Source organism: Porphyrobacter sp. MBR-49 (assembly GCF_053628655.1).
The window spans coordinates 80307-102131 of sequence record NZ_JBRJGU010000002.1; the positions used below are offsets into that span (position 1 = coordinate 80307).

17 protein-coding genes, 1 tRNA gene and 2 riboswitches are annotated in these 21825 nt (G+C 62.2%); of the genes, 5 read left to right on the top strand and 13 right to left on the bottom strand.

Annotation, left to right across the window (positions count from 1 at the left end):
* Positions 1–61: 61 nt before the first annotated feature.
* Positions 62–988, top strand: a complete 927-nt coding sequence (locus ACSSV3_RS02585) for a helix-turn-helix transcriptional regulator (protein WP_354325778.1) — start codon at positions 62–64, stop codon at positions 986–988.
* A 267-nt stretch (positions 989–1255) separates the two neighbouring features.
* Here the strand turns inward: ACSSV3_RS02585 and ACSSV3_RS02590 are convergent.
* From ACSSV3_RS02590 to ACSSV3_RS02625, 8 genes are all read right to left on the bottom strand, one after another.
* Positions 1256–1329 (bottom strand) — tRNA-Gly (locus tag ACSSV3_RS02590).
* 150 nt (positions 1330–1479) lie between these two features.
* Positions 1480–2616 carry a cobalamin-independent methionine synthase II family protein gene (locus ACSSV3_RS02595; RefSeq protein ID WP_354325779.1) on the bottom strand — a complete coding sequence of 379 codons (1137 nt, stop codon included), beginning with the start codon at positions 2614–2616 and terminating at the stop codon, positions 1480–1482.
* Positions 2613–3425 (bottom strand): alpha/beta fold hydrolase, encoded by an 813-nt coding sequence (locus ACSSV3_RS02600; RefSeq protein WP_354325781.1) that lies wholly within the window; start codon positions 3423–3425, stop codon positions 2613–2615. The genes ACSSV3_RS02595 and ACSSV3_RS02600 overlap by 4 nt, the downstream gene beginning before the upstream one ends.
* 31 nt (positions 3426–3456) lie before the next feature.
* Complete coding sequence (locus ACSSV3_RS02605; RefSeq protein ID WP_354325783.1) at positions 3457–4005, bottom strand: VOC family protein; 549 nt, start codon at positions 4003–4005, stop codon at positions 3457–3459.
* 31 nt (positions 4006–4036) lie between these two features.
* Positions 4037–4639, bottom strand: a complete 603-nt coding sequence (gene wrbA, locus ACSSV3_RS02610; protein WP_354325785.1) for an NAD(P)H:quinone oxidoreductase — start codon at positions 4637–4639, stop codon at positions 4037–4039.
* An 11-nt stretch (positions 4640–4650) separates the two neighbouring features.
* Positions 4651–6873, bottom strand: coding sequence for a TonB-dependent receptor (locus ACSSV3_RS02615; protein ID WP_354325787.1), 2223 nt, complete (start codon positions 6871–6873; stop codon positions 4651–4653).
* A 162-nt stretch (positions 6874–7035) separates the two neighbouring features.
* On the bottom strand, positions 7036–7866 hold the full coding sequence (locus tag ACSSV3_RS02620; protein ID WP_354325789.1) for an IclR family transcriptional regulator domain-containing protein: 831 nt from the start codon (positions 7864–7866) through the stop codon (positions 7036–7038).
* Complete coding sequence (locus tag ACSSV3_RS02625; RefSeq protein WP_354325791.1) at positions 7847–9031, bottom strand: CaiB/BaiF CoA transferase family protein; 1185 nt, start codon at positions 9029–9031, stop codon at positions 7847–7849. Before ACSSV3_RS02625 ends, ACSSV3_RS02620 begins: the two co-directional genes overlap by 20 nt.
* 91 nt (positions 9032–9122) lie before the next feature.
* On the opposite strand from ACSSV3_RS02625, the gene ACSSV3_RS02630 reads away from it, so the two are divergent.
* From ACSSV3_RS02630 to ACSSV3_RS02640, 3 genes are all read left to right on the top strand, one after another.
* On the top strand, positions 9123–9911 hold the full coding sequence (locus ACSSV3_RS02630) for a citryl-CoA lyase (protein WP_354325793.1): 789 nt from the start codon (positions 9123–9125) through the stop codon (positions 9909–9911).
* A gap of 76 nt (positions 9912–9987) precedes the next feature.
* The gene (locus ACSSV3_RS02635; RefSeq protein ID WP_354325795.1) at positions 9988–11481 is read left to right on the top strand and encodes a CoA-acylating methylmalonate-semialdehyde dehydrogenase; all 1494 of its coding nucleotides are present in this window, start codon (positions 9988–9990) and stop codon (positions 11479–11481) included.
* 156 nt (positions 11482–11637) lie between these two features.
* On the top strand, positions 11638–12948 hold the full coding sequence (locus tag ACSSV3_RS02640; RefSeq protein WP_354325797.1) for a lipopolysaccharide biosynthesis protein: 1311 nt from the start codon (positions 11638–11640) through the stop codon (positions 12946–12948).
* 3 nt (positions 12949–12951) lie between these two features.
* Here ACSSV3_RS02640 and gcvPB read toward each other — a convergent pair whose 3' ends face one another.
* The 4 genes from gcvPB to gcvT all read right to left on the bottom strand — a co-directional run bounded on the left by gcvPB (position 12952) and on the right by gcvT (position 17581).
* Positions 12952–14508, bottom strand: coding sequence for an aminomethyl-transferring glycine dehydrogenase subunit GcvPB (gene gcvPB / locus ACSSV3_RS02645; protein WP_354325799.1), 1557 nt, complete (start codon positions 14506–14508; stop codon positions 12952–12954).
* Positions 14509–14623: 115 nt separating this feature from the next.
* Positions 14624–15988, bottom strand: coding sequence for an aminomethyl-transferring glycine dehydrogenase subunit GcvPA (gene gcvPA, locus ACSSV3_RS02650; RefSeq protein WP_354325801.1), 1365 nt, complete (start codon positions 15986–15988; stop codon positions 14624–14626).
* Between the two features lie 54 nt (positions 15989–16042).
* The gene (gene gcvH, locus ACSSV3_RS02655) at positions 16043–16414 is read right to left on the bottom strand and encodes a glycine cleavage system protein GcvH (RefSeq protein ID WP_354325803.1); all 372 of its coding nucleotides are present in this window, start codon (positions 16412–16414) and stop codon (positions 16043–16045) included.
* Between the two features lie 3 nt (positions 16415–16417).
* Complete coding sequence (gcvT, locus tag ACSSV3_RS02660; protein ID WP_354325805.1) at positions 16418–17581, bottom strand: glycine cleavage system aminomethyltransferase GcvT; 1164 nt, start codon at positions 17579–17581, stop codon at positions 16418–16420.
* A gap of 57 nt (positions 17582–17638) precedes the next feature.
* A riboswitch (glycine riboswitch) is annotated at positions 17639–17747 on the bottom strand.
* A riboswitch (glycine riboswitch) is annotated at positions 17748–17848 on the bottom strand.
* Positions 17849–17987: 139 nt separating this feature from the next.
* Here gcvT and ACSSV3_RS02665 point away from each other — a divergent pair.
* A complete protein-coding gene (locus tag ACSSV3_RS02665; RefSeq protein WP_354325807.1) occupies positions 17988–19187 on the top strand; it encodes a cation:proton antiporter in 1200 nt (399 codons plus the stop codon).
* A gap of 6 nt (positions 19188–19193) precedes the next feature.
* On the opposite strand, the gene metH is transcribed toward ACSSV3_RS02665, so the two are convergent.
* Positions 19194–21821, bottom strand: a complete 2628-nt coding sequence (gene metH, locus ACSSV3_RS02670; protein ID WP_354325809.1) for a methionine synthase — start codon at positions 21819–21821, stop codon at positions 19194–19196.
* Positions 21822–21825 lie beyond the last annotated feature (4 nt).

Sequence of the window (21825 nt, forward strand, 5' to 3'; positions counted from 1 at the left end):
AAATTCAACTTATGGGCCATTGTCCAAGCGTTTTTAGAGGCGCTTCTCACGGGGAGTTCGTATGGCAAACAATGTTCTGGATCTCTGCCGCCTTGATAAAGCCGCTCAGGCGGGCAGCCCGCCTGATGATATGGCAATCAGTACTCAGATAGACATAGCAATTGCAGCCCAGTTCCTAGCGCACAAGGTGAGGCGCCATGGGTTGCGGCTTATCGTATGGCACAACCTCGCCACGCTCGAACCTATGATTGACAGCGCGGGCGATCCGCTAAATCTCACGGTTTTTGGATGGGACGAGGAAACGTTGGCTCCTTGGCTATGCCACGAAGCGGCCGTGTGTTCGCCGCTGATCAAGGCGTGCCGCGTGGCGAACGAGCCCTTGTGGATCAACCGGCATGGTGCCTTTCCGAAAGGGCAAAACCGGTTTGTCGAAAAGATCGATTACACAGGGTTCGAGCGCTACGTTTCCGCCAATGCGGCGATCATCATGCCCGTCAGGATGCCCTTCGGCTATCTTGCCGCAGCTTTCCTGACCAGCGTCGATCCCGGGCAGCATGACCTGTCGGAAGAATTCGAGAGCTTTGGAAGAACGCTAGTGCGGCCTATCGACCAGTTCCTCAGGCGTTATTCCATGCTGACCTTCGATGATCGCTACCTACCGTCCGACAATCTCTTGTCCAGCAGGGAGATCGAGTGTCTGAACTGGATCGCTCAAGGCAAAACAGATTACGAAATCAGTGTCATTCTGGGATGTAGCCACGCCGGGGTTCGCTATCATATCACGCGGGTAAGCGCCAAGCTCGGAGCCGTAAACCGCGCGCAATCGGTGTTCAAGGCTTGCCAGCTTGGCTATCTAGGCATTCCCTCGCGCCGCCTTCCTCACAGCTGTGCGCAATCCGTCAACGCGGGGCGGCAGAAGGTCTGCGATCTGCCAGGAAGGAATGATATCCATCAGCGGTCAGTCGAGAATATCTCCCAACGGGAATGATTTCCTTTCGGCGCCGAGCATGAACTGATGAGGTGGATGCTCCCTTCGCCAGGCATCGTATGATGCCAGACCGGCGCGATATTGCGCTGGAGAAGGAGAAGCACATGATCGAAGTCCACATTCTTGCGATCGACCTCGCCAAACGCAGCTTTCAGGTCTGCGTGGACTTGTAACGGTTTTGCGCCGGTCGCCTACGGGCTTCTGCCAAAAACCATCAAATTTCCAGAGGTTTTGTAGCGCTTCCGGGATGTTTTGGGAAGGGAGGGCTGGAGCGGGTGAAGGGAATCGAACCCTCGTCGTCAGCTTGGGAAGCTGCTGCTCTACCATTGAGCTACACCCGCATTTACCGGCGGCGCGGGGCGATTGTTTCATGTGAAACATCGATCAAGCCGGGGTCAAGGTACCGCTAGCGGGGGCCAAGACCCCCTTTGGGCGGGGCGAGCCATTGCCACGAATCCGGGCGACTGGTCAATAGTTGTTCGAGCCTGCGATCAATGACGCGCGCTAGCGATTTCGGCCCCTTCGGCCAGCGCAGCCAGTTTGGCCCAGACGATTTCGGGATCGAGCGCATTGCTGCCCGCGTGCACCGAAAACCCGCAATCGACCCCCGCCATCACCCGATCGGCCCCCAGCAGATCGGCATAACGGCCAATCCGCTGCGCGATCAGTTCGGGGTGTTCGATATAGGGGCTTTGCGGTTCGACCATGCCGGGGCACAGGATCTTGTCATCGGGCAGCGGGTGATCGGCAAAGAACGCGAATTCATGCGCGTGGCGCGGGTTGGCGCCTTCAATCAGCACGGTCTGCGGTTTGGCCTGCCACACGATATCGGCAATCTCGTCCAGCGCCACATCGCAGTGGTGCGGGCCGGGGTAGTTGCCCCAGCACAAGTGCATCCGCAATTGCTCCGCCGGGATGTTCTGCACCGCGTGGTTAAGCGCGGCGATGTTCATGCCGATACGCTTGCGAAACTCCTCAAGCGACAGGTGGGTGAACTGCACATGGCGGCCCATGGCAAGATCGGGGCAATCGACCTGCAAGGTGATCCCGGCGGCTGCAATGGTTTCGTATTCGTGGCGCAAACCTTCGGCCAGCGCGAAGACATATTCTTCATCGCTGGCATAAAACTGGTTGGGGAAGAACAGCGCGGTCACGCCCGGCGATGCGGCGGACATGAAGGTGGCGTGGCCGCCCCCGTCTTTATTGGCGGCAAGCCGCACCAGCCGTTCGGCATCAATGCGCGGGGCTTCCATGTCGATCACTTCAATCGGCGCGGTGCAGGCTGGCGCGGAACGTTTGGCCCGGCCCTTGTTGCCGAACACCTGTGCCTTGGCACCGGGGAAGGCCTCTAGGTCGGCGAATTCATACTGACCGGCCTTGCCGCCAAAACCCGACAGGCGGTGCTTGATATAGGTGGCGTAGCTGGGCTTGGACATTTCGCCATCGTTGACGATGGCAATGCCTGCCTGTTTCTGCCGCGCAATGACATAGGCGGTCGCTTCTTCCACTGCGGCGTCAAAATCGGTTTCAGACACCGCCTGCCCGCCTTCGCGAGCAAACACCAGTTCGAGCAGGGCTTCCGGGCGCGGCAGGCTGCCGACATGGGTGGTGGCAAAGCGGGTAGTCATGATGCGGGCCTTGTTGTGTTAGGAGCGTCGAGGGTAGTGCAGGCGCGCAGGAAGTCACCCACCGCCGTGTTGAAATCACCCGGATTGTCGGCATTGGCAAAGTGGCCTGCGCCGTCGATCAGCGCATGGCGTGCGCGCGGGGCTGCATTGGCGAGCACCTTGGCACAGGCGCGCCGCCACTGCGTATCATGCGCGCCGGTCATCGCCAGCACCGGCACGGCCAGCGCGTGCAGGGCCGCTTGCGAAAGGTTCGGAGGGTCGCCAGCGGCGGCAAGATCGCGTCCGTCATAATCGGCCAGCATCGCAGCGATCAGCGTGCGCGCCGCGTCAGAATGGGCCTGCATCAACGGATGCGCGGCCCAATCCGCCCGCAGCGCCGCCATGTTGCCCGCGGCCGCCCATTGCCGGTAGCGATCCAGCGCGATCACCTCCTCGCGATCGACCAGAGCGGGCAGCGGCGCACCCGATACCACCACGCCCGTCAACCGCGCCGCATATTGCTGCGCTACATCCAGCGCCACCACCGCGCCCTGCGACAGGCCGACAAGCGCGAACCGGTCAAAACCAAGCGCGTCGGCAATCGCGATCACATCCTGCGCCTCACGCGCCAGATCGGGCGGTGCGGTGGCGTGCCCGCAGCCGCGCCGATCAGGCATCACCAGCAGGAAATCCGGCGCCAGTCCTGCGATTTGCGGCTGCCACATCCGGTGATCGAGCGTCCAGCCGTGCAGCAGGATGACCGGAACACCCTCTCCCGCCATCCAGATCGGGATCGTGCCGCCGTGAACGGCAACGTCGCGATGCTCCATCTAAAGCACTTCCCGCCCCTTGCGTCTCCGGTCAGGCAGCGTGTTCGGCGCGGAACGGGTTGTTGTTATGATATTGCCCCGCCAGCCAACGCTTCAATTCACCATGCGCCGATGCGCGGCGTTCCGCATCCAGCGGGGCCGCACGCGGATCATCATGGGTGAATTCGAGCAACATGCCATTGGGGTCTTTGATATAGACCGAGCGGCAATAGCCATGTTCGAGCACATAGGTATCAGGCTCGGCAAACCCGGCGGCGGCGATGCGGCGTTCGATTTCGGCCTGGGCATCAGCGTCCACATCCAGCGCGACGTGCGTGAACGGGCTTTCGGGCATTTCGGGGCCGAATTCAGCCTGATCGTCCGGGTCGGCAAACTGGAAAAACGCCAATGCGCTGCCATCGGCCAGTTCGAAGAACACGTGGCAATAGATGCGTTCCTTGCCGAACAATTCGTCCTTTTCGCAATAGGTCGCCATCAACGGGAAACCAAGCATGTCTTCGTAAAACGCGCGGGTGGCCTCCAGATCCTTGGTCACATAGGCGGTGTGGTGCAGCCGGTTAGCGAGGATTTTTTTCGTCATGGTCATCTCTCTCCATCAGTCCCAAAACTGTTCAGGCAGCCAGTTTACCCGCGATCTGGGCAACGTGCGCCCCTTGGAAACGCGCGCCGGCCAATTCATTTTCGCTCGGCATACGGCTGCCGTCATTCCCCGCCAACGTCGATGCACAATAAGGCGTGCCGCCGCTGATTTCGCCCATCTCGGCGTTACCCTCAAAGGAATAGGGCAGGCCGACGATCACCATGCCGTGATGCAGCAGCGTGGTGTGGAACGAGGTGATGGTGGTTTCCTGCCCGCCGTGCTGGCTGGCGGTGGAAACGAACACGGAACCAACCTTGCCGACCAGCGCCTTGGTGAACCACAACCCGCCAGTCTGATCGAGGAAGTTGCGCATCTGCGCCGCCATATTGCCAAACCGGGTGGGCGTGCCGAAGATGATTGCGTCATAATCCGCCAGTTCATCCGGGGTGGCAATGGGGGCGGCCTGATCAAGCTTGATACCCGAAGCGGTTGCCACATCATCGGGCACCAGTTCGGGCACGCGCTTCACCACAACTTCGGTGCCGGGAACACTCGCTGCGCCATCAGCCACCGCGGCGGCCATCGCCTCGATATGGCCATAGCTCGAATAGTATAGCACCAGCACCTTGGTCATGAATCGTTCCTTCAGAATGACAAGCTGATTTCGGCACCAAATCGCCGCGGACGGCCTTTCCACACGAAGCCACCGGGCGAAAATTCGGTGTTGTAATCCTCGTCAAACAGGTTCTGCGCAAAGGCGGAAAGTTTCCAGCCGTCCTTTTCCAGGCTGACCCGCGTGTCGATAATATCGACCGGATTGCGCGACGTCGAGTTGACCAGATCCCACCACGTCCGCCCGGTGCGGCGGTAATCGGCGCGGGCCACCAGATCCATGCCCCGGGCAATCTCTGACCGGTGCTGCGCGGCAAAGTTGAAGGTCGAACGGCTGACGCCGGGCAATTTGTTGCCCAGCACCGATGGATCGGCAAAGCTGCGGATTGCGCTGTCGGTGTAGCCATAGCCCACGCTGAGATCGAGCGAATTGGTCGCGCGCAAGGTGGCATCAACCTCAAAACCCTTGAGCCGCGACCGCGGAACATTGCCGAGGTTCTGGGTCGAATTTTCCGCCAGAAACACGAAGAAGTAGCTGTTTTCCGACTTGGTAGTGAACCCGCTGACATTGAACGTCAGCGCGCGGTCCGCCGTGCGGGTCTTGGCACCAATTTCGATGGTTTCAGCAATTTCAGCCTCGAAAATGTCATTGACGCCGACAATGCCATTGGCTGCCGCGACCGCGCCCACGCCGGTCTGGTTGAACCCGCCCGAACGGAAACCACGGCTCCACCCGCCGAACAGCGTGACGTCTTCAATCGGCTTGTAAGTCAGCGTGGCCTTGGGCTGCCATGCATCGAAGGTGCGGCGGCGCACTTCGCCCGTCTGCCCTTCGGGGAATCCCGGAATATTGGGCAGGAACGCGGTCGGCGTCAGTGTGGTGTTGCTGCGCCGGTCGCGGTCATAGCGCAAGGATGCGTCAAACCGCAGTTGGTCGTTGATCTTCCATACCGTGTTGCCAAACAACGCCCAGGCGAAATTGTTCTGCCCATCGGCAAGGAAGCTGAACTGCGGGTTCAGCGGATTGGTGGTCGGTTCGCGAAACACCGGGAACACGCCATTGTCGGTATCAATCATATTTCCAACCGAGATGAACCGCTCGGTATCGACCAGATAGCCACCAGCGATAAATTGCACCGGCTTGTCCACCGGGGATTCGTAACGCAATTCCTGGCTGAACGCCTTCACGTTGAGATATTGGCTCTGGTTTAGGTCAAAGCCGTTGCCCTGACCCAGGATCGCTTCGAACAGGTTGAAGAAGAAGGAATCGGGAATCGGCAGAAAGTCGAAGGCATCGCCGGTCAGAATTTCCGTGACGGTGTCATATGACGTGACCGATGCGAAGGTGCCGAAATCGCTTTCGTGGCTGACGCGCAGCGCGACATTGTAGAGATCGCGATTATTGATGCCGGCATTGTTCACCTGCACCGGCACCGATGTGTCGTTCACGTCATTGACGATGTTGTAATACAGCCCCTGTGTGCGCAACTGGCCGACACTGCCGCGCAGGTCGAGCGTCAATTCAGGCGTGGGTGTCCAGAGCAGGTTGCCGCGCAGGTTGAAATCTTCAACCGGATCAGCATCTTCCCCCAGAAATTCGTTGCGGATCAGGCCTTTGGTGTCATACCAGCTGCCCGCCACACGGAACTTCAGGTTCTCGGCCAGCGGGCCTGACATATTGCCACGCAGGTAATAACCAATGCCGTTGTCGATCCCGGCGGTCAGCTTGCCGCTGAGTTCGTCGGTCGGTTGCTTTGACGTGATGATGATCGCGCCGCCGATCGCATTGCGACCATAGAGGCCGCCCTGCGGGCCTTTGAGCACTTCGATCTGCTCGATATCGACCAGTTCCTGATTGAACTGCGCCGGATTGATCTGCTGCACGCCGTCAACCACCACCGCGACCGATGGTTCGCTGTTGCGGTTCTGCGAAATGCCGCGAATGATGACGAAGGAAAAACCCGCATTCTGCACTTCGACCAGGCTGACGTTCGGCGTCAGCGCGATGAAATCGGATGGCCGCTCGATCCCCTTGGCTTCGATCGCATCGGAGGTGAAGGCGGTGATCGAAGCCGGCACGTTCTGCAGCGATTCCGAACGCCGGGTCGAGGTGACGATGATTTCGCTCGAACCTGCAGGCGCGCGGTCGGTTGCGACATCTTGCTGATCAGCAAGCTCCTGAGCCTGAACCGGAACAGCGCTGGCAGCCGCAATTGCCACAAGGCTTACCATTGGCGTTCTAAGCGATTTCATCATTCTCTCTCCCCTGTGCGCGCTCAGCGCGACGCTCTTATGGCGACCCCATTGTGCCAGAGGAGTTACAAAATTCGCAATGCGAAGTCAACTTCGATATGCGAAAAATAATTGACCCTTACTAGACCCCTTCTTGACCCCAGCTAGACCCCGCCTAGACCCCGTTCAGCCACCCTGCCCTTGCGGTTTCAGCGCTGCCTCCAGCGTCGGCCAGCGTTTCAGCGCCGCCTCGATCTCGCCCGCCGCAGTGCGCAGCAAGGGCAGCCGGGTGCGAACCAGCTCATCTTGCGAAATGCGGGTGGTGGAGGTGGAACAATTGATCGCGGCAATCACGCGCCGATCCCGTCCGAACAGCGGCACCGCGACCGACACGATGCCGTAATCGAGTTCATCCAGCGCCGAATCGTAACCACGCTCCGCCACCAGCGCCAACCGCGCAGCCATTGCCGCGCCATCAGTCACCGTGCGTTCGGTAAAGCGTTGGAACGGGGCGCGCGCCAACAGTTCGGCGCGCTCGCGATCCGGCAGATGCGCCGCCAATGCCTTGCCCAGCGAGGTTGCGTGGAACGGAAACCGCGTGCCGACATTGGCCGCCACCCGAAACCGCCGGTCGGTAGAAACATGGGCAACATACAGGATCTCTGGCCCTGAAAGCACCGCAAGGCTGGCACTGTCGCCGGTCGAATCGCGCAAGGATTGCAGCGGGGCTGCGACCACGTGTTCGATCTGCATCGACGCCAGGAACGCCGAGCCAATCGTCAGCACCGCCGGGCGCAGCAGGAACTTGCGTTCGTGTTGCCCCACATAGCCCAATTCCACCAGCGTGATCAGGCACCGCCGCGCCACTGCCGGGGGCAGCGCGGTCTTGGCCGCCACCTCGCTCAGGGTCATTTCCGGGTGATCTTCGTCAAACGCCTTCAATACGCGCAAGCCGCGTTCCAACGTGGAAAGGTATTCGGGGTTTTTGGCTGTCAGGTCAGCCTCTGCGGATCCCATGTTCTGGCCTTTCGATGCTGCGGCGGACATCCGCATCATCCGCGCCCAATACCGGGGGGGCGGTGACGCTGTCCATCCGTTCACCATCAAAGGTTAGCGGAAAACGGATCGTGCGGAAGGTGCCGTGGGGGCCATCGGGATCGCTGACCTCAATGCCGAGCGCCTTGGCCTGTTCGCTCGCAAGAACTTCGGCGCTGTCGAGCACGGCGGAATTGGGCACTTCCAGCCGGGTAAGATCCGCTGTCCATGCATCGCGCGGGCGGGCGGCAAAGATCGGCGCGAGGAAGCCAAGGACATCGTCATAATGCGCAATCCGCGCCTCGCGACTGGCAAAGGCGGGCAGGCTGAGCATATCGGGCTGGCCCACAGCGATTGCCAAATTCTCCCAGAACTTGGGCGGTGATGACATATGCAGTGCGATCCATTTACCGTCGGCGCATTGGAACACATAGCTCTGGCTGACATGCGGGCGGCTATACGGCCCCATCACCTGATCGGCGGATAAGAGGTGGGTGAAATCGTCAAGGTTGAAGTGGCACATGGCCTCGAACATCGAGGTTTCGACCACCCGGCCCTTGCCCGTGATATGGCGTTCATTCAGCGCGGCGAGGATGCCCAAGGCAGTGTAGAACCCGGTCATGGCATCGGCGATGGCGGGGCCGACCACGCGCGGGTGCTGCGGGTTGACCAGCAGGCGCAGAAACCCGCTCGCCGCCTGAGCAACCGTATCGAAAGCCGGACGATCGCGATCCGGCCCTTCGTTGCCGAAGCCCGAGATCGAGGCATAGACCAGCGCGGGATTGATCGCTTGCAGCCGCGCCGCATCAACATTCAGGCGATCCGCCACGCCGGGGCGGAAGTTCTGGATGAACACATCGGCAGTGGCGACCAGCTGATCGAGCACGGCGAGATCATCGGGCTGTTTGGGATCAATCGTGATTGACCGCTTGTTGCGATTATAGGTCTGGAAATGCGGCGAATAAAGCCCGCCTTTGAACGAGCGGAACGGATCGCCGGTGCCCGGCTGTTCGACCTTGATGACATCCGCACCCATGTCAGCCAACAGCATCCCGGCGGCTGGGCCAGTGATGAAGGTGCCCATTTCGAGCACGGTGACGCCGGTTAACGGCCCCCCTTTCTTGCGAAGTTTTTCCTGGGCTGTCATCCGCCTGATCCCACCTTGTATCTTGACAATAGAGCGTTAGTATATTCTTCGCATAACGAAATCAACTTCGAATATCGAAAAGGAACGCCCCATGCGCATCGGCAAGCAGGATAACGCCGTCACTTCGATCTGCACATCGGACGCGACCAGTATCACCGTTCGCGGACTGGATCTGTGCAACGACGTCATCGGCAAGGTCGATTTCACCAGCTATTTCTGGCTGCTCGTAACTGGCACCATGCCAGATCCCCGGCAGAAGGCGCTGGCCGATGCGGTGTTGTGCGCGATTGCCGAACATGGCTTGGTGCCCAGCGTGGTCGCCACCCGCATGACCTATGCCGCCGCGCCTGAGGCGTTCCACGGCGCGGTGGCAGCCGGGCTGCTCGGCTGCGGATCGGTGGTGTTGGGCAGCGCCGAGGTGGCAGGCAAGTTCTACGCCGCCTGCGTCGCCCGCGCAGAGGCGGAAGGGATCGAACCAGCAGAAGCGGCCGCGGCAGCGATCAAGGAGCTTCGCGCTGAAAAGAAGGCGATACCCGGCTTTGGCCACCCGCAGCATTCCGGCGGCGATCCGCGCGCGCATCGGCTGTTGGCGCTTGCCGGGGAACTTGGCGTGAACGGCGCGCATATCGCGATGCTGCACACCATCCAGACCGTGCTGCCGGCGACGATTGGCCGTCCGTTACCGATCAACGTCAACGGCGCGATTCCCGCCGTGATGCTCGATGCAGGGTTCCCGCTCGCGGCGCTCAAGGGCATTTCGCTGCTTGCCCGCACCGCCAGCCTGATCGCGCATCTGCAGGAAGAAACAGAACGGCCCATCGGCTTTATCATGAGCGGCGCAGCAGCGCAGCGTATCGGGTTTGACGACGGCACCGATTAACAGGGCCCCCGCCCGCACCCTTGCCAGCATCGGCCTGCAGCGCCATTGAGGGGGGAGAGACAGGAGACCCCAATCCATGCGTCAGATCGATCATTTCATTGTCGGCACCAGCCCCGCTGTTACCCGCAAACACCAAATCTGGAACCCGTCGATCGGCGAGGTTCAGGCCGAAGTTGCGCTCGGCGATGCCGCGCTGCTGGCCCGCGCGGTGGAAACCGCCAAGCGCGTGCAGCCCGGCTGGGCCGCCACCAACCCGCAGCGCCGCGCGCGGGTGATGTTCGCGTTCAAGCAGTTGATCGAAGCCAATATGCAGAGCCTTGCCGAACTGCTTTCATCAGAGCACGGCAAGGTGATCGACGATGCCAAGGGCGATATCCAGCGCGGGCTGGAAGTGATCGAATATGCCTGCGGAATCCCGCAGGTGATGAAGGGCGAATATACCCACGGTGCCGGGCCGGGGATCGATGTCTATTCGATCCGCCAGCCGCTGGGCATCGGTGCGGGGATCACCCCGTTCAATTTCCCGGCGATGATCCCGATGTGGATGTTCGGGATGGCGTGTGCGGCAGGCAATGCGTTTATTTTGAAGCCCTCGGAACGCGATCCTTCGGTGCCGGTGCGCCTCGCCGAATTGTTCGTGGAGGCGGGCGCGCCTGAAGGCCTGTTGCAGGTTCTCCACGGCGACAAGGAAATGGTCGATGCGATCATCGATCACCCCGATATCGCCGCGATCAGCTTCGTCGGAAGCTCCGACATTGCGCAATATATCTATGGCCGCGGCACCGCCTTGGGCAAGCGGGTGCAGGCGTTTGGCGGGGCCAAGAACCACGGGATCGTGATGCCCGATGCCGATCTGGATCAGGTGGTCAACGATCTGGCGGGCGCGGCATTTGGTTCGGCGGGTGAACGCTGCATGGCGTTGCCGGTAGTGGTGCCGGTGGGAGAGGACACCGCCAATGCCTTGCGCGAAAAGCTGATCCCCGCGATCCACGCACTGCGCATCGGCGTCTCCAACGATCCCGATGCGCATTACGGCCCGGTGGTCACGCCCGAACACAAGGCGCGGGTTGAACAGTGGATCACCACCGCAGAGGATGAAGGCGCAGAAATCGTCATCGATGGGCGCGGGTTCACGTTGCAGGGGCACGAAAAAGGCTTCTTCGTCGGCCCGACGCTGATCGACCGCGTGACGCCGCAGATGAGAAGCTATCAGGAAGAAATCTTCGGCCCCGTTCTGCAAATCGTGCGCGCCGATGATTTCGAACACGCGCTGCGCCTACCGTCCGAACATCAATATGGCAACGGCGTCGCGATTTTCACCCGCAACGGCCACGCCGCACGCGAATTTGCAGCGCGGGTCAATGTCGGCATGGTCGGGATCAACGTGCCGATCCCGGTGCCGGTCGCCTACCACAGCTTCGGCGGATGGAAGCGGTCTGGCTTTGGCGACATCGACCAGTACGGCACTGAAGGTCTGCGGTTCTGGACCAAAAGCAAGAAGATCACCCAGCGCTGGCCCGATGGCGGCGGAGATGGCAGCAACGCCTTCATTATCCCGACGATGGGGTGAACTGGCGGGCGCACGCGCGGCGGCATTGGCGCAATCGCGCGCGCTTTCGCGCTTTGCTTGCCAAGCTTTTTGTGTCTAAGGCCCGCGCGCCATGATAAATACCTATCTCTTCACACCTTGCGCCAAGGCCGCAGGCTAAGCCGCGCTGGACATAGAATGAAGCGGGTATTCGCCAATATGGGCTGGCTGCTGGGCGGACGCGGGTTCAACGCGGTGCTCAGCCTTGTCTATCTCGCCATTGCCGCGCGCACTTTGGGCACCGAAGGTTTCGGTCATTTTGCGCTGATCATCGCGCTGGGGCAGGCGATCATGGGATTTGCCAGTTTCCAGACCTGGCAGTTCATCGTCCGCTGGGGGGTCAATGATGCCGCACCCGGCGTGGATATTGCGCGCGCGCGGGAGGCGACCGGGTTTGCGGTCGCGCTTGACCTGCTGTCGGTCGTGGGCGGCACGCTGGCCTCGATCATCGTCGTGCTGACCGCGCCCTTGTGGCTCGATGTGCCGCCTGACCTGTTGTGGCTCACGTTTTTCTATTGCGTGATTTCGCTGATCTCGATCCGCGCCACACCAACCGGAATACTGCGGCTGCATTTCCAGTATGCCAAGGCAACCGCCGCCGAAGCGGTGCAGCCGATGATCCGCACGGCAGGCGCGGTGCTGGCGTTGTTTCTGATGCCCAATGTGACCGGGTTCATCCTCGCCTATGCGGCGTCCGAAGTGGCGACCGCGCTGGCGCTGTGGGTGGCGGCGGCGCGGGTGCAACCGGTCAGCCTGGCATCGGTCAACCTGCGCACCATCCCCGCGCAGCACAAGGATGCGTGGCGGTTTGTGTGGTCAACCAATATGTCGGGCAGCCTGACGGTGGCGGGCAAGCAGGTGATGATCCTGCTGGTCGGGACATTTGGCGGGGCGCAGTTGGCGGGCGGGTTCCGCATCGCCAGCCAGTTGGGACAAGCCTTGATCGCGCTGGCGCAGACGATCTCCAAGGCGATCCTGCCCGAACTGGTGCACGCGCGCGATGATGCGCTGGACATCGCCCGGCGCATGGCCAACATCGCGGCGATTGCCGGGGTGGCGGCGGTGGTCACTGCGATCCTGTTCGGGCGCGAAGGGCTGGATCTGATCGCGGGCGACGACTTCCGCAGATTTTACTGGGTGATGATCATCCTTTCGATCGCCGGGGCGGTCGAACTGGTCGGCGCGAGCCTTGAATCGCTGCTGGTATCGGCAGGCAAGGCGCACGTCGCCTTCATCGTGCGAGCCGTGCCGACCGTGCTTGCGCTGGTGCTGCTGGAAACCGCCATCGACTGGAACGGCGCGAAGGGCGCAGCCTTTGCGATCCTGGGGTCGAGCGCGCTGGCGGTGGTCGGGTTCTTCGTCGCGATCATGAACCTCAGGCAGTTCCGACTGGTGGTTACGCCGGAGGAGCAAGCGGCAGCGCCGCCGCCTCTTCCTCCAGAACGGTAATAGCTACCCTTCAAACACCAGCTTCGGCTTCCTTGCCGCTGCCGTTTCATCCAGCCGCCGCCGGGGTGCGTAATAGGGCGCTTGTTTCAGCGCCTCATCCCCTGCCAGCGCGCGCTCCACCACGGCGCGGAAGGCGGTGATGAACTGATCGATCGCCGCCTTGCTTTCGGTTTCGGTCGGTTCGACCAGCATCGCGCCGTGCACGACCAGCGGGAAATACACCGTCATCGGGTGATAGCCTTCGTCGATCAGCCCCTTCGCCACGTCCAGCGTCGAAAGCCCGCCGGTGAAGTCCTTGTCGCCAAACAGCGCCTCATGCATGCACGGGCCGCTGGCGGCGAAGGGCGCGTGGAGGATGTCTTCCATCGATCGCAGGATGTAATTGGCGTTGAGCACCGCATCCTCGGCCACCTGTTTCAGCCCGTCCGCGCCGTGGCTGAGCATATAGGTAAGCGCGCGGGTGAACATCCCCATCTGCCCGTGAAACGCGGTCATCCGGCCAAAGCTCGGCCCGCGTTCTTCGCGGTGTTCTTCCTCGACGAGGTAGTACGTGCCATCGGCCTGCTTGCGCACGAATGGCAGCGGCGCGAAGGGCGCGAGCGCTTCGGACAAGACCACAGGCCCTGACCCCGGTCCGCCGCCGCCGTGCGGTGTGGAAAAGGTCTTGTGAAGATTGATATGCATCGCATCAACGCCAAGGTCGCCGGGGCGCACCTTGCCGACGATGGCGTTGAAATTCGCGCCGTCGCAATAGACATATCCGCCCGCCGCATGGACCGCATCGGCGATTTCGCGGAAGTCTTTTTCGAACAATCCGCAGGTATTGGGGTTGGTGATCATCACCGCCGCCACATCAGGGCCCAGCCGCGCCTTCAGCGCCGCGACATCAACGCGGCCTTCGGGCGTCGCGGGGATATCCTCCACCCGGTAATTGGCAAAGGCAGCGGTGGCGGGGTTGGTGCCGTGGGCGCTTTCGGGCACCAGCACCACTTCGCGCGCATCACCGCGTGCCTCGTGCGCCGCGCGGATCGCGAGGATCCCGCACAGTTCGCCATGCGCGCCGGCCTTGGGGCTCATCGCGACGGCGGGCATCCCGGTCAGCTTGCACAGCCATTCGCCCAATTGGCTGATGACTTCGAGCGCGCCCTGCACCGCCGATTGCGGGGCGAGCGGGTGAACATCGGCAAAGCCCGGCAGACGCGCGACTTTCTCGTTAAGGCGCGGGTTGTGCTTCATGGTGCACGAACCGAGCGGGAAGAACCCGAGGTCGATCCCGTAATTCTGGCGGCTAAGGCGGGTGTAGTGGCGCACCGCCTCCGGCTCGGTCAGGCCGACGAGTCCGATGGGTACAGACCGCGCCAACCCGGCGAGGCGGGTGGGAGCGGCGGCATCAACCGCAGGCAAATCAACCCCGGTCACATCGCCGCGCCCGATTTCGAACAGCAGCGGTTCTTCGAGCATCAGCGCGCGGTTGCCGGTGGTCGTCGATGGACCATTGTGCATCCCGTCTTTGGAGGCGATCATGGCGGGCTTCCAGCCAGATTGGTTGGGGGAAGTCATAGTTCAACTCCGCTCGTGCTGAGCCTGTCGAAGCACTGTCCTTCTTCGAGCGCAGGCCGTTGAAAAGAGAAAAGCGGCCCTTCGACAAGCTCAGGGCGAACGGGAGAAAAATCGCTCACTTGACGGCCTCCTCAAGTTCGCGAGCCAGGCGTTCAATATCCTCTTCGGTGGTGGTTTCGGTCACCGCCACCAGCAACGCGTGATCGAGCGCCGTAACCCCGCCATAGAGCCGCCCCAATGACACCCCGCCCAGCACACCGCGATCCGCCAGATCGCGGATGATTTCGCGCGCGGGCTTGCCATCGAGGATCAGGGTGAATTCGTTGAAAAACGCCGTGTTGAGCACGCGCACCCCCGGCACCCGCGCCAGCCGATCCGCCGCAAGGCAGGCGAGCCGGTGGTTTTCTGCCGCCAGTTGGCGCAACCCCGCCTCCCCCAGCAGCGTCATGTGGACAGAGAAGGCCAGCGCGCACAGGCCCGAATTGGTGCAGATGTTGCTCGTCGCCTTTTCGCGGCGGATGTGCTGTTCGCGGGTCGAGAGCGTCAGCACAAACCCGCGTTTCCCTTCGGCATCAGTCGTTTCGCCGCACAGTCGCCCCGGCATCTGGCGCACGTGTTTGGGATCACGCACCGCGAACAGGCCAAGGTATGGCCCGCCGAATTGCAGCCCGACGCCCAGCGATTGCCCCTCACCCACCACGATATCCGCGCCCATTTCGCCGGGCGACTTGCACGCGCCAAGCGCCACGGGTTCGGTATTCACCACCACCAGCAGCGCGCCCTTGGCGTGGGCGGCCTCGGCCACCAGGGCAAGATCGCTGATCCGGCCGAGGATATCGGGATATTGCACCACCACGCAGGCGGTGTCGTCATCGATCCGTGCGATCAGACCGGCAAGATCGGGCTCCGGCGTTATTGCGGGCATGGCATCGGCGATGGTGTCACCAGTGAACTGCGCCATCGTCTTCACCACCTGCGCATAGTGCGGATGCAGCGCGCCCGACAGCACGGCGCGGCTGCGGCGGGTGACGCGGGTCGCCATCGCCACCGCTTCCCAGCACGCGGTCGAACCGTCATACATCGAGGCATTCGCCACCGCACAACCATAGAGCCGCGCGACCTGCGTCTGAAATTCAAACAGCATCTGCAAGGTGCCCTGCGCGATTTCGGGCTGATACGGGGTATAGGCGGTCAGAAACTCGCCGCGCTGAATGATTGCGTCAACGCTGGCGGGGACGTGGTGGCGATAGGCCCCTGCCCCGAGGAAGAACGGCACCTCGCCCGCCACCAGATTCTTCGCCGCCAGCGCCTTCATGTGGCGTTCCACCGCCATCTCGCTCGCGTGCATGGGCAGGTCGTGGATCGGGCCGTCCAGCCGCGCGACCGCAGGCACGTCGACGAACAGATCATCAACGCTAGCCGCGCCGATTTTTTCGAGCATCGCGCTGCGGTCAGTATCGGTGAGAGGAAGATAGCGCATCGGTGCAGTGTCCGTGGTTGGGGGGGTGATGTCAGGCGGCGGGCGGCGTGCCGGTCACAGCGCCTCGACGAAGGCCTTGTAACCGTCTTCATCCATCAGCTTGTCCAACTCACCCTCGTCAGCGATGGTCATCTTGAAGAACCAGCCGTCATCTTCGGGCGCGGTATTGACCAGCGCGGGATCATCTTCCAGCGCGGGGTTCACTTCGGTGATTTCGCCGGTGATCGGGGCATAGACATCGCTCGCCGCCTTGACGCTTTCGACCACGGCGGCATCCTTGCCCTGTTCGATCAGCGCGCCTGTTTCGGGCAGTTCGACGAACACGATATCGCCCAATTGCCCCTGCGCATATTCGGTGATGCCGACGGTGGCGATCCCGTCCTCAACGTCGATCCATTCGTGTTCATCGGTGAAATAACGGGTCATGGTTCAGCTCCCTCTGAAATAGCGGTGGGGGACAAAAGGTGTCGGTGAAACAGTGGCGGCAAGTCGCTTGCCCCGCACTTCGACTTCAAGCGCGGTGCCGATGGCGGCATGTTCGCTCGCAACGTAAGCCATCGCGATGGGCGCGCCCAATGTGGGCGAAAATCCGCCGCTGGTGACGGTTCCGATGTGGTCGCTTCCCGCAAACACCTCGGCCCCTTCGCGGGCGGGCAGGCGGCCATCAATCCTGAGGCCGACCCAGCGCCGCGCGGTGCCTTCGGTAATCTCACGGATGATCCGGTCAGCGCCGGGGAAGCCGCCCTCGGTTCTGCGGCGCTTGTTGATGCCGAAGATCAGGCCCGCTTCGATCGGCGATGTGTCGGGCGACATATCATGGCCGTAAAGCGGCAGCCCAGCCTCCAGCCGCAGCGAATCGCGCGCGCCAAGGCCGATCGGTTGCACTTCGGGTTCGGCGCAGAGCAGCGTCGCGATATCCTCGGCAGCGGCGGCGGGGAGCGAGATTTCGAACCCGTCCTCCCCCGTGTAACCCGCCCGCGCGATGGTGACATCGTGGCCCGCGATGGTGAAGCGGCCAAACCGCATGAAGGTGAGCGCCGACAGCGGATATTCGCCCACGGCATGGCGCGCCAGCGCGTCCGCCGCCTTGGGCCCCTGCAAGGCCAGCAGCGCGTGTTCATCCAGATGGTTCAATGTAATGTCATCGGGCAGCGCTTCGCGCAGAGTGCCGATATCGTCCCACTTGGTCGCGCCGTTGACCACCAGATAAAGCGCATCGGGCCAACGCGAAACCATCAGATCATCGAGCACGCCGCCATCGTCATCAAGCAGCAGCGAATAGCGTTGCTGGCCGAGTTTGAGCGTGGAGAGATCAATCGGCAGCACCGCTTCAACCGCTGCATCCAGATCGGGGCCTGACAACAGCAGTTGGCCCATGTGGCTGACATCAAACAGACCCGCGTTCTCACGCGTCCAGTTATGTTCGGCGACGATACCCCCGGACGGCCCGGCATAGTGGATCGGCATGTCATAGCCCGCAAACGGCACCATCCGCGCACCCCGCTCCCGGTGCCACGCATCCAGCGGCAACGGATCAAGCGGCAGGTCTTCGAGATGTTCGTCAAAATCTTCTGGGATATCGTGGTCGGTCACTTGAGGTCTTCCCGGCAGAATACGGCAGTCCGACGGGCCTGTCGGCACCGCCACGATCCTGCCCCCTCTGTCGGGTGACCTGAGAGACTGACCCTGCGCAAACGCGCGCAAGGCTTACCCCTTCGGTGGCCACGGATATTCATCCGGGGCGCTTTCCAGAGTGTCACGCAGCCGAGCGGTCCATTGGCCTGAGAGTTTCCGGGGCGGTTGCTCCTTCGGCGCCGCGCCCCGTTTGACCGGGGCAACGGGCTCTCCCGCTCGTCCGCCCGCACAAGAATCGCTTCCCATGCGGATGACCCCTTGCGCTTGCGCGATTTGCTGCATTGCGTCAATCGGGGACGGCGCAGTTTGCCCCGCGACAATCGCATTTGCCTGCGGGTAAGCCGCCGACTAAAGACGCAAGCCCATGAACCTCACCGAAATCTATCTGATCGCGCTTGCCATCATTTTCGCCGTGCCGTGGCTGGTGTGGCGGATATTGCGCATTGATTACTGGGCACCGCTGGTGGTGGTGCAGATCGTCGGCGGCATCCTGCTCGGCCCCGGCGTGCTGGGCGCGGCGTTCCCCGATTACTACGCCTTCGTGTTCCGGCCCGATGTGATCACCGCGCTCAATGGCGTCGCGTGGTGGGCGGTGATGCTGTTCGTGTGGATCGCGGGGATCGAACTCGATCTGTCGCAGGCATGGAAACACCGGCGCGAAACCGGGCTGACCGCCGGTCTGGCGCTGGCGGTGCCGTTGATCGCAGGCACGATTGCCGCTGCCGTCATCCTGCAATTTCCCGGCTGGCGCGGGGCAAACGGGCACTATTGGCAAGTGCTGCTGGGCGTGGGCATGGCCTGCGCCGTCACCGCGCTGCCGATTCTGGTGCTGTTCATGGAAAAGCTGGCGATTCTGCGCCAGCCCATCGGACAGCGCATCCTGCGCTATGCCAGCCTGGATGATATCGCGATCTGGGGCGTACTGGCGATCATCCTGCTCGATTGGGAACGGATCGGGCGGCAGGCGCTGTTCCTTTTTGGCTTTGCGATCGCGGCGCTGGCGGTGCGGTGGTTGATGAAGCGGCTACCGGAAAGCGACCGCTGGCCGGTGGGGCTGATCTGGCTGGCGCTATGCGGGCTGGCAGGCGACTGGTCGGGGCTGCACTTCATGGTCGGCGCGTTTCTGGCGGGCATGGTGCTCGACGCGAAATGGTTCGGGCATGAGGCGATGGACCGCTTCCGCAATGTCGTGCTTTTGACGGTGATGCCGGTGTTCTTCCTGTCCACAGGCTTGCGCACCGAATGGCAGGGCGGCGGGCTGGCGGTGTTCGGCGCGGCGGCGCTGCTGCTGGTGGCGGCAGTGGGGGGCAAATTGGCGGGCGTGCACATTGCCGGGAGCGTGCTCGGCTGGAGCCGCGCCGAGGCAAGCCTGATCGGCTGGCTATTGCAGACCAAGGCGCTGATCATGATTATCTTTGCCAACATCCTGCTCGACAAGGCGATCATCACCCCCACCACCTTCACCGCGCTGCTGCTGATGGCGGTGGCGAGCACGATGCTGACGACGCCGCTGGCGACGCCCTTGCTCAAACGCTTGGGAGAACGGGTGCGCGCGGCGGCGTAAGCCCGATCAATCGAGGTTCGGCCGCAGCCAGCGCTCCACCGTCGCCAGATCAACCCCGCGCCGCGCGGCGTAATCTTCCACCTGATCGCGGCCCACGCGCGCCACCCCGAAATATTGCGATTCCGGGTGGCCGAAATAAAAGCCGCTGACCGCCGCCGTCGGCCACATGGCAAAGCTTTCGGTCAGGGTCAGCCCAGCGTTCGCCGGCGCATCGAGCAGATCGAACAGGATCGGTTTCAGCGAGTGATCAGGGCACGCAGGATAGCCCGGCGCGGGGCGGATGCCGCGATATTGCTCCTTGATCAATGCCTCGCAGGTGAGTTGTTCGCCCGGCGCGTAGCCCCACAATGTCGTGCGCACGTGCTGGTGCAGCGCCTCGGCAAAAGCCTCAGCGAACCGGTCCGCCAAGGCTTTCAGCAAGATGTCGGAATAATCATCCTTGTCGGCCTGAAACCGCGCGCTGTGCGGCTCGATCCCGTGAATGCCGACCGCAAACCCGCCAATCCAGTCGCCATTGGGGTCGATGAAATCGGCAAGGCACATATTTGCCCGGTCACGGCTTTTCTTTACCTGTTGGCGCAGGAACGGCAGGCGCACGTGCTGTTCCTGTTCGGCGAGGTGGATCGTCACATCATCCCCGTCGCGCGCGCAGGGCCACAGCCCGGCAACGCCGCGCGCGGTCAGCCATTTTTCGGCGATAATCTGGTCGAGCATCGCATTGGCATCGGCGAATAATTGCGTCGCGGTTTCGCCCACCACATCATCGGTCAGGATACCGGGATAATTGCCGTGGAGTTCCCATGCACGGAAGAACGGCGTCCAGTCGATAAAGGTGCGCAGGTGCTCCAGCGACCAGTCATCGAACACGTGCACTCCCGGTTGCTGCGGCGGGGCGGGTTTATCTGACAGGAACGCATCGTAGAAATTGGCGCGTGCCTCATCAATGCTCAGCAGCACGCTTTGCGACCTGCCTGCACGGGCATCGCGGACGTGGGTGTATTCGTCCGCAACCTGCGCGACGTAATCATCGCGCTGGGTGTCGGACAGCAACTTGGACGCCACCCCCACCGCGCGGCTCGCATCGAGCACATGGATCACCGGGCCTTCGTAAGCCGGGTCGATCCGAAGCGCGGTGTGCACCTTGCTGGTGGTCGCCCCGCCGATCAGCAGTGGCATGGTGAACCCTGCGCGCTGCATTTCCTCGGCCACTGTTACCATCTCGTCGAGGCTGGGCGTGATCAGGCCCGACAGACCGATCATGTCGGCCTTGTTGTCATTGGCGGAGGCGAGGATCGTCGGCCACGGCACCATCACGCCGAGGTCGATCACGTCATAGCCATTGCACTGCAATACAACGCCGACGATGTTCTTGCCGATGTCGTGAACATCACCCTTGACCGTGGCCATGATGATCTTGCCCTTGGCCTTGCGCTCTTCCTCAGGCAGCAGGTCTTTCTCGGCCTCGATAAAGGGGATCAGGTGCGCGACCGCCTTCTTCATCACGCGCGCGGATTTGACGACTTGCGGCAGGAACATCTTGCCAGAACCGAACAGGTCGCCAACCACGTTCATGCCGTCCATCAACGGGCCTTCGATCACTTCGATCGGGCGGCCGCCATTGGCCGCGCGCGCGGCGCGGGCTTCTTCGGTGTCTTCAACCACATAGGCGTCGATGCCCTTGACCAGCGCATGTTCGAGCCGGCGTTCAACTGGCCAGCCGCGCCATTCCTCGGCGGCCTTTTCGTCGGCGACCGATTTGCCCTTATAGCTTTCAGCAAGGTCGATCAGGCGCTCGGTCGCATCTGACCGGCGGGCGAGGATCACGTCCTCGCAGGCATCGCGCAGGGTCGGGTCGATCTGGTCGTAAACGTCCAATTGCCCCGCGTTGACAATTGCCATGTCGAGGCCCGCCGGGATCGCGTGATAGAGGAAAACCGAATGCATCGCGCGGCGCACGGTTTCATTGCCGCGAAAGCTGAACGACAGGTTCGATAGCCCGCCGGACGTCTTGGCGTGGGGGCACTGCGCCTTGATTTCCTTCACCGCTTCAAGGAAATCGAGGCCGTAGCGGTCATGCTCCTCAATCCCCGTCGCCACCGCGAAAATATTGGGGTCGAAGATGATGTCTTCAGGCGGGAAGCCTTCGCCCACCAGCAGATCATAGGCGCGCTTGCAGATGTCGATTTTGCGCTGCCGGGTATCGGCCTGCCCAACCTCGTCGAACGCCATCACCACCGCCGCCGCGCCGTAATCCATGCAGATGCGCGCCTGTTCGAGGAACTGCGCCTCGCCCTCCTTCATGCTGATCGAATTGACGATCGGCTTGCCAGAAACGCATTTCAGCCCCGCCTCGATCACATGGAATTTCGATGAGTCGATCATCACCGGCACGCGGGCGATATCGGGTTCGGCAGCGATCAGTTTGAGGAAGGTGGTCATCGCGTGGACCGCATCGAGCAGCCCTTCATCCATGTTGACATCGATCACCTGCGCGCCATTTTCGACCTGCTGGCGCGCGACTTCGACCGCAGCGGCGTAATCGCCCGCCATGATCAGCTTCTTGAACGCGGCGCTGCCGGTGACGTTGGTGCGTTCACCGATATTGATGAAGCGCGCGGAGGATGGCTGGGTCACTTGC

Bases quoted from the DNA above. Each gene is read 5' to 3' on its own strand.
- ACSSV3_RS02605 (WP_354325783.1), bottom strand. From the start codon at position 4,005: ATGACGAAAAAAATCCTCGCTAACCGGCTGCACCACACCGCCTATGTG.
- ACSSV3_RS02640 (WP_354325797.1), top strand. From the start codon at position 11,638: ATGAAGCGGGTATTCGCCAATATGGGCTGGCTGCTGGGCGGACGCGGG.
- ACSSV3_RS02615 (WP_354325787.1), bottom strand. From the start codon at position 6,873: ATGATGAAATCGCTTAGAACGCCAATGGTAAGCCTTGTGGCAATTGCG.
- ACSSV3_RS02625 (WP_354325791.1), bottom strand. From the start codon at position 9,031: ATGACAGCCCAGGAAAAACTTCGCAAGAAAGGGGGGCCGTTAACCGGC.
- ACSSV3_RS02665 (WP_354325807.1), top strand. From the start codon at position 17,988: ATGAACCTCACCGAAATCTATCTGATCGCGCTTGCCATCATTTTCGCC.
- wrbA (WP_354325785.1), bottom strand. From the start codon at position 4,639: ATGACCAAGGTGCTGGTGCTATACTATTCGAGCTATGGCCATATCGAG.
- gcvPA (WP_354325801.1), bottom strand. From the start codon at position 15,988: ATGCGCTATCTTCCTCTCACCGATACTGACCGCAGCGCGATGCTCGAA.
- gcvH (WP_354325803.1), bottom strand. From the start codon at position 16,414: ATGACCCGTTATTTCACCGATGAACACGAATGGATCGACGTTGAGGAC.
- ACSSV3_RS02630 (WP_354325793.1), top strand. From the start codon at position 9,123: ATGCGCATCGGCAAGCAGGATAACGCCGTCACTTCGATCTGCACATCG.
- ACSSV3_RS02620 (WP_354325789.1), bottom strand. From the start codon at position 7,866: ATGGGATCCGCAGAGGCTGACCTGACAGCCAAAAACCCCGAATACCTT.
- gcvPB (WP_354325799.1), bottom strand. From the start codon at position 14,508: ATGACTTCCCCCAACCAATCTGGCTGGAAGCCCGCCATGATCGCCTCC.
- ACSSV3_RS02595 (WP_354325779.1), bottom strand. From the start codon at position 2,616: ATGACTACCCGCTTTGCCACCACCCATGTCGGCAGCCTGCCGCGCCCG.
- ACSSV3_RS02635 (WP_354325795.1), top strand. From the start codon at position 9,988: ATGCGTCAGATCGATCATTTCATTGTCGGCACCAGCCCCGCTGTTACC.
- ACSSV3_RS02585 (WP_354325778.1), top strand. From the start codon at position 62: ATGGCAAACAATGTTCTGGATCTCTGCCGCCTTGATAAAGCCGCTCAG.
- ACSSV3_RS02600 (WP_354325781.1), bottom strand. From the start codon at position 3,425: ATGGAGCATCGCGACGTTGCCGTTCACGGCGGCACGATCCCGATCTGG.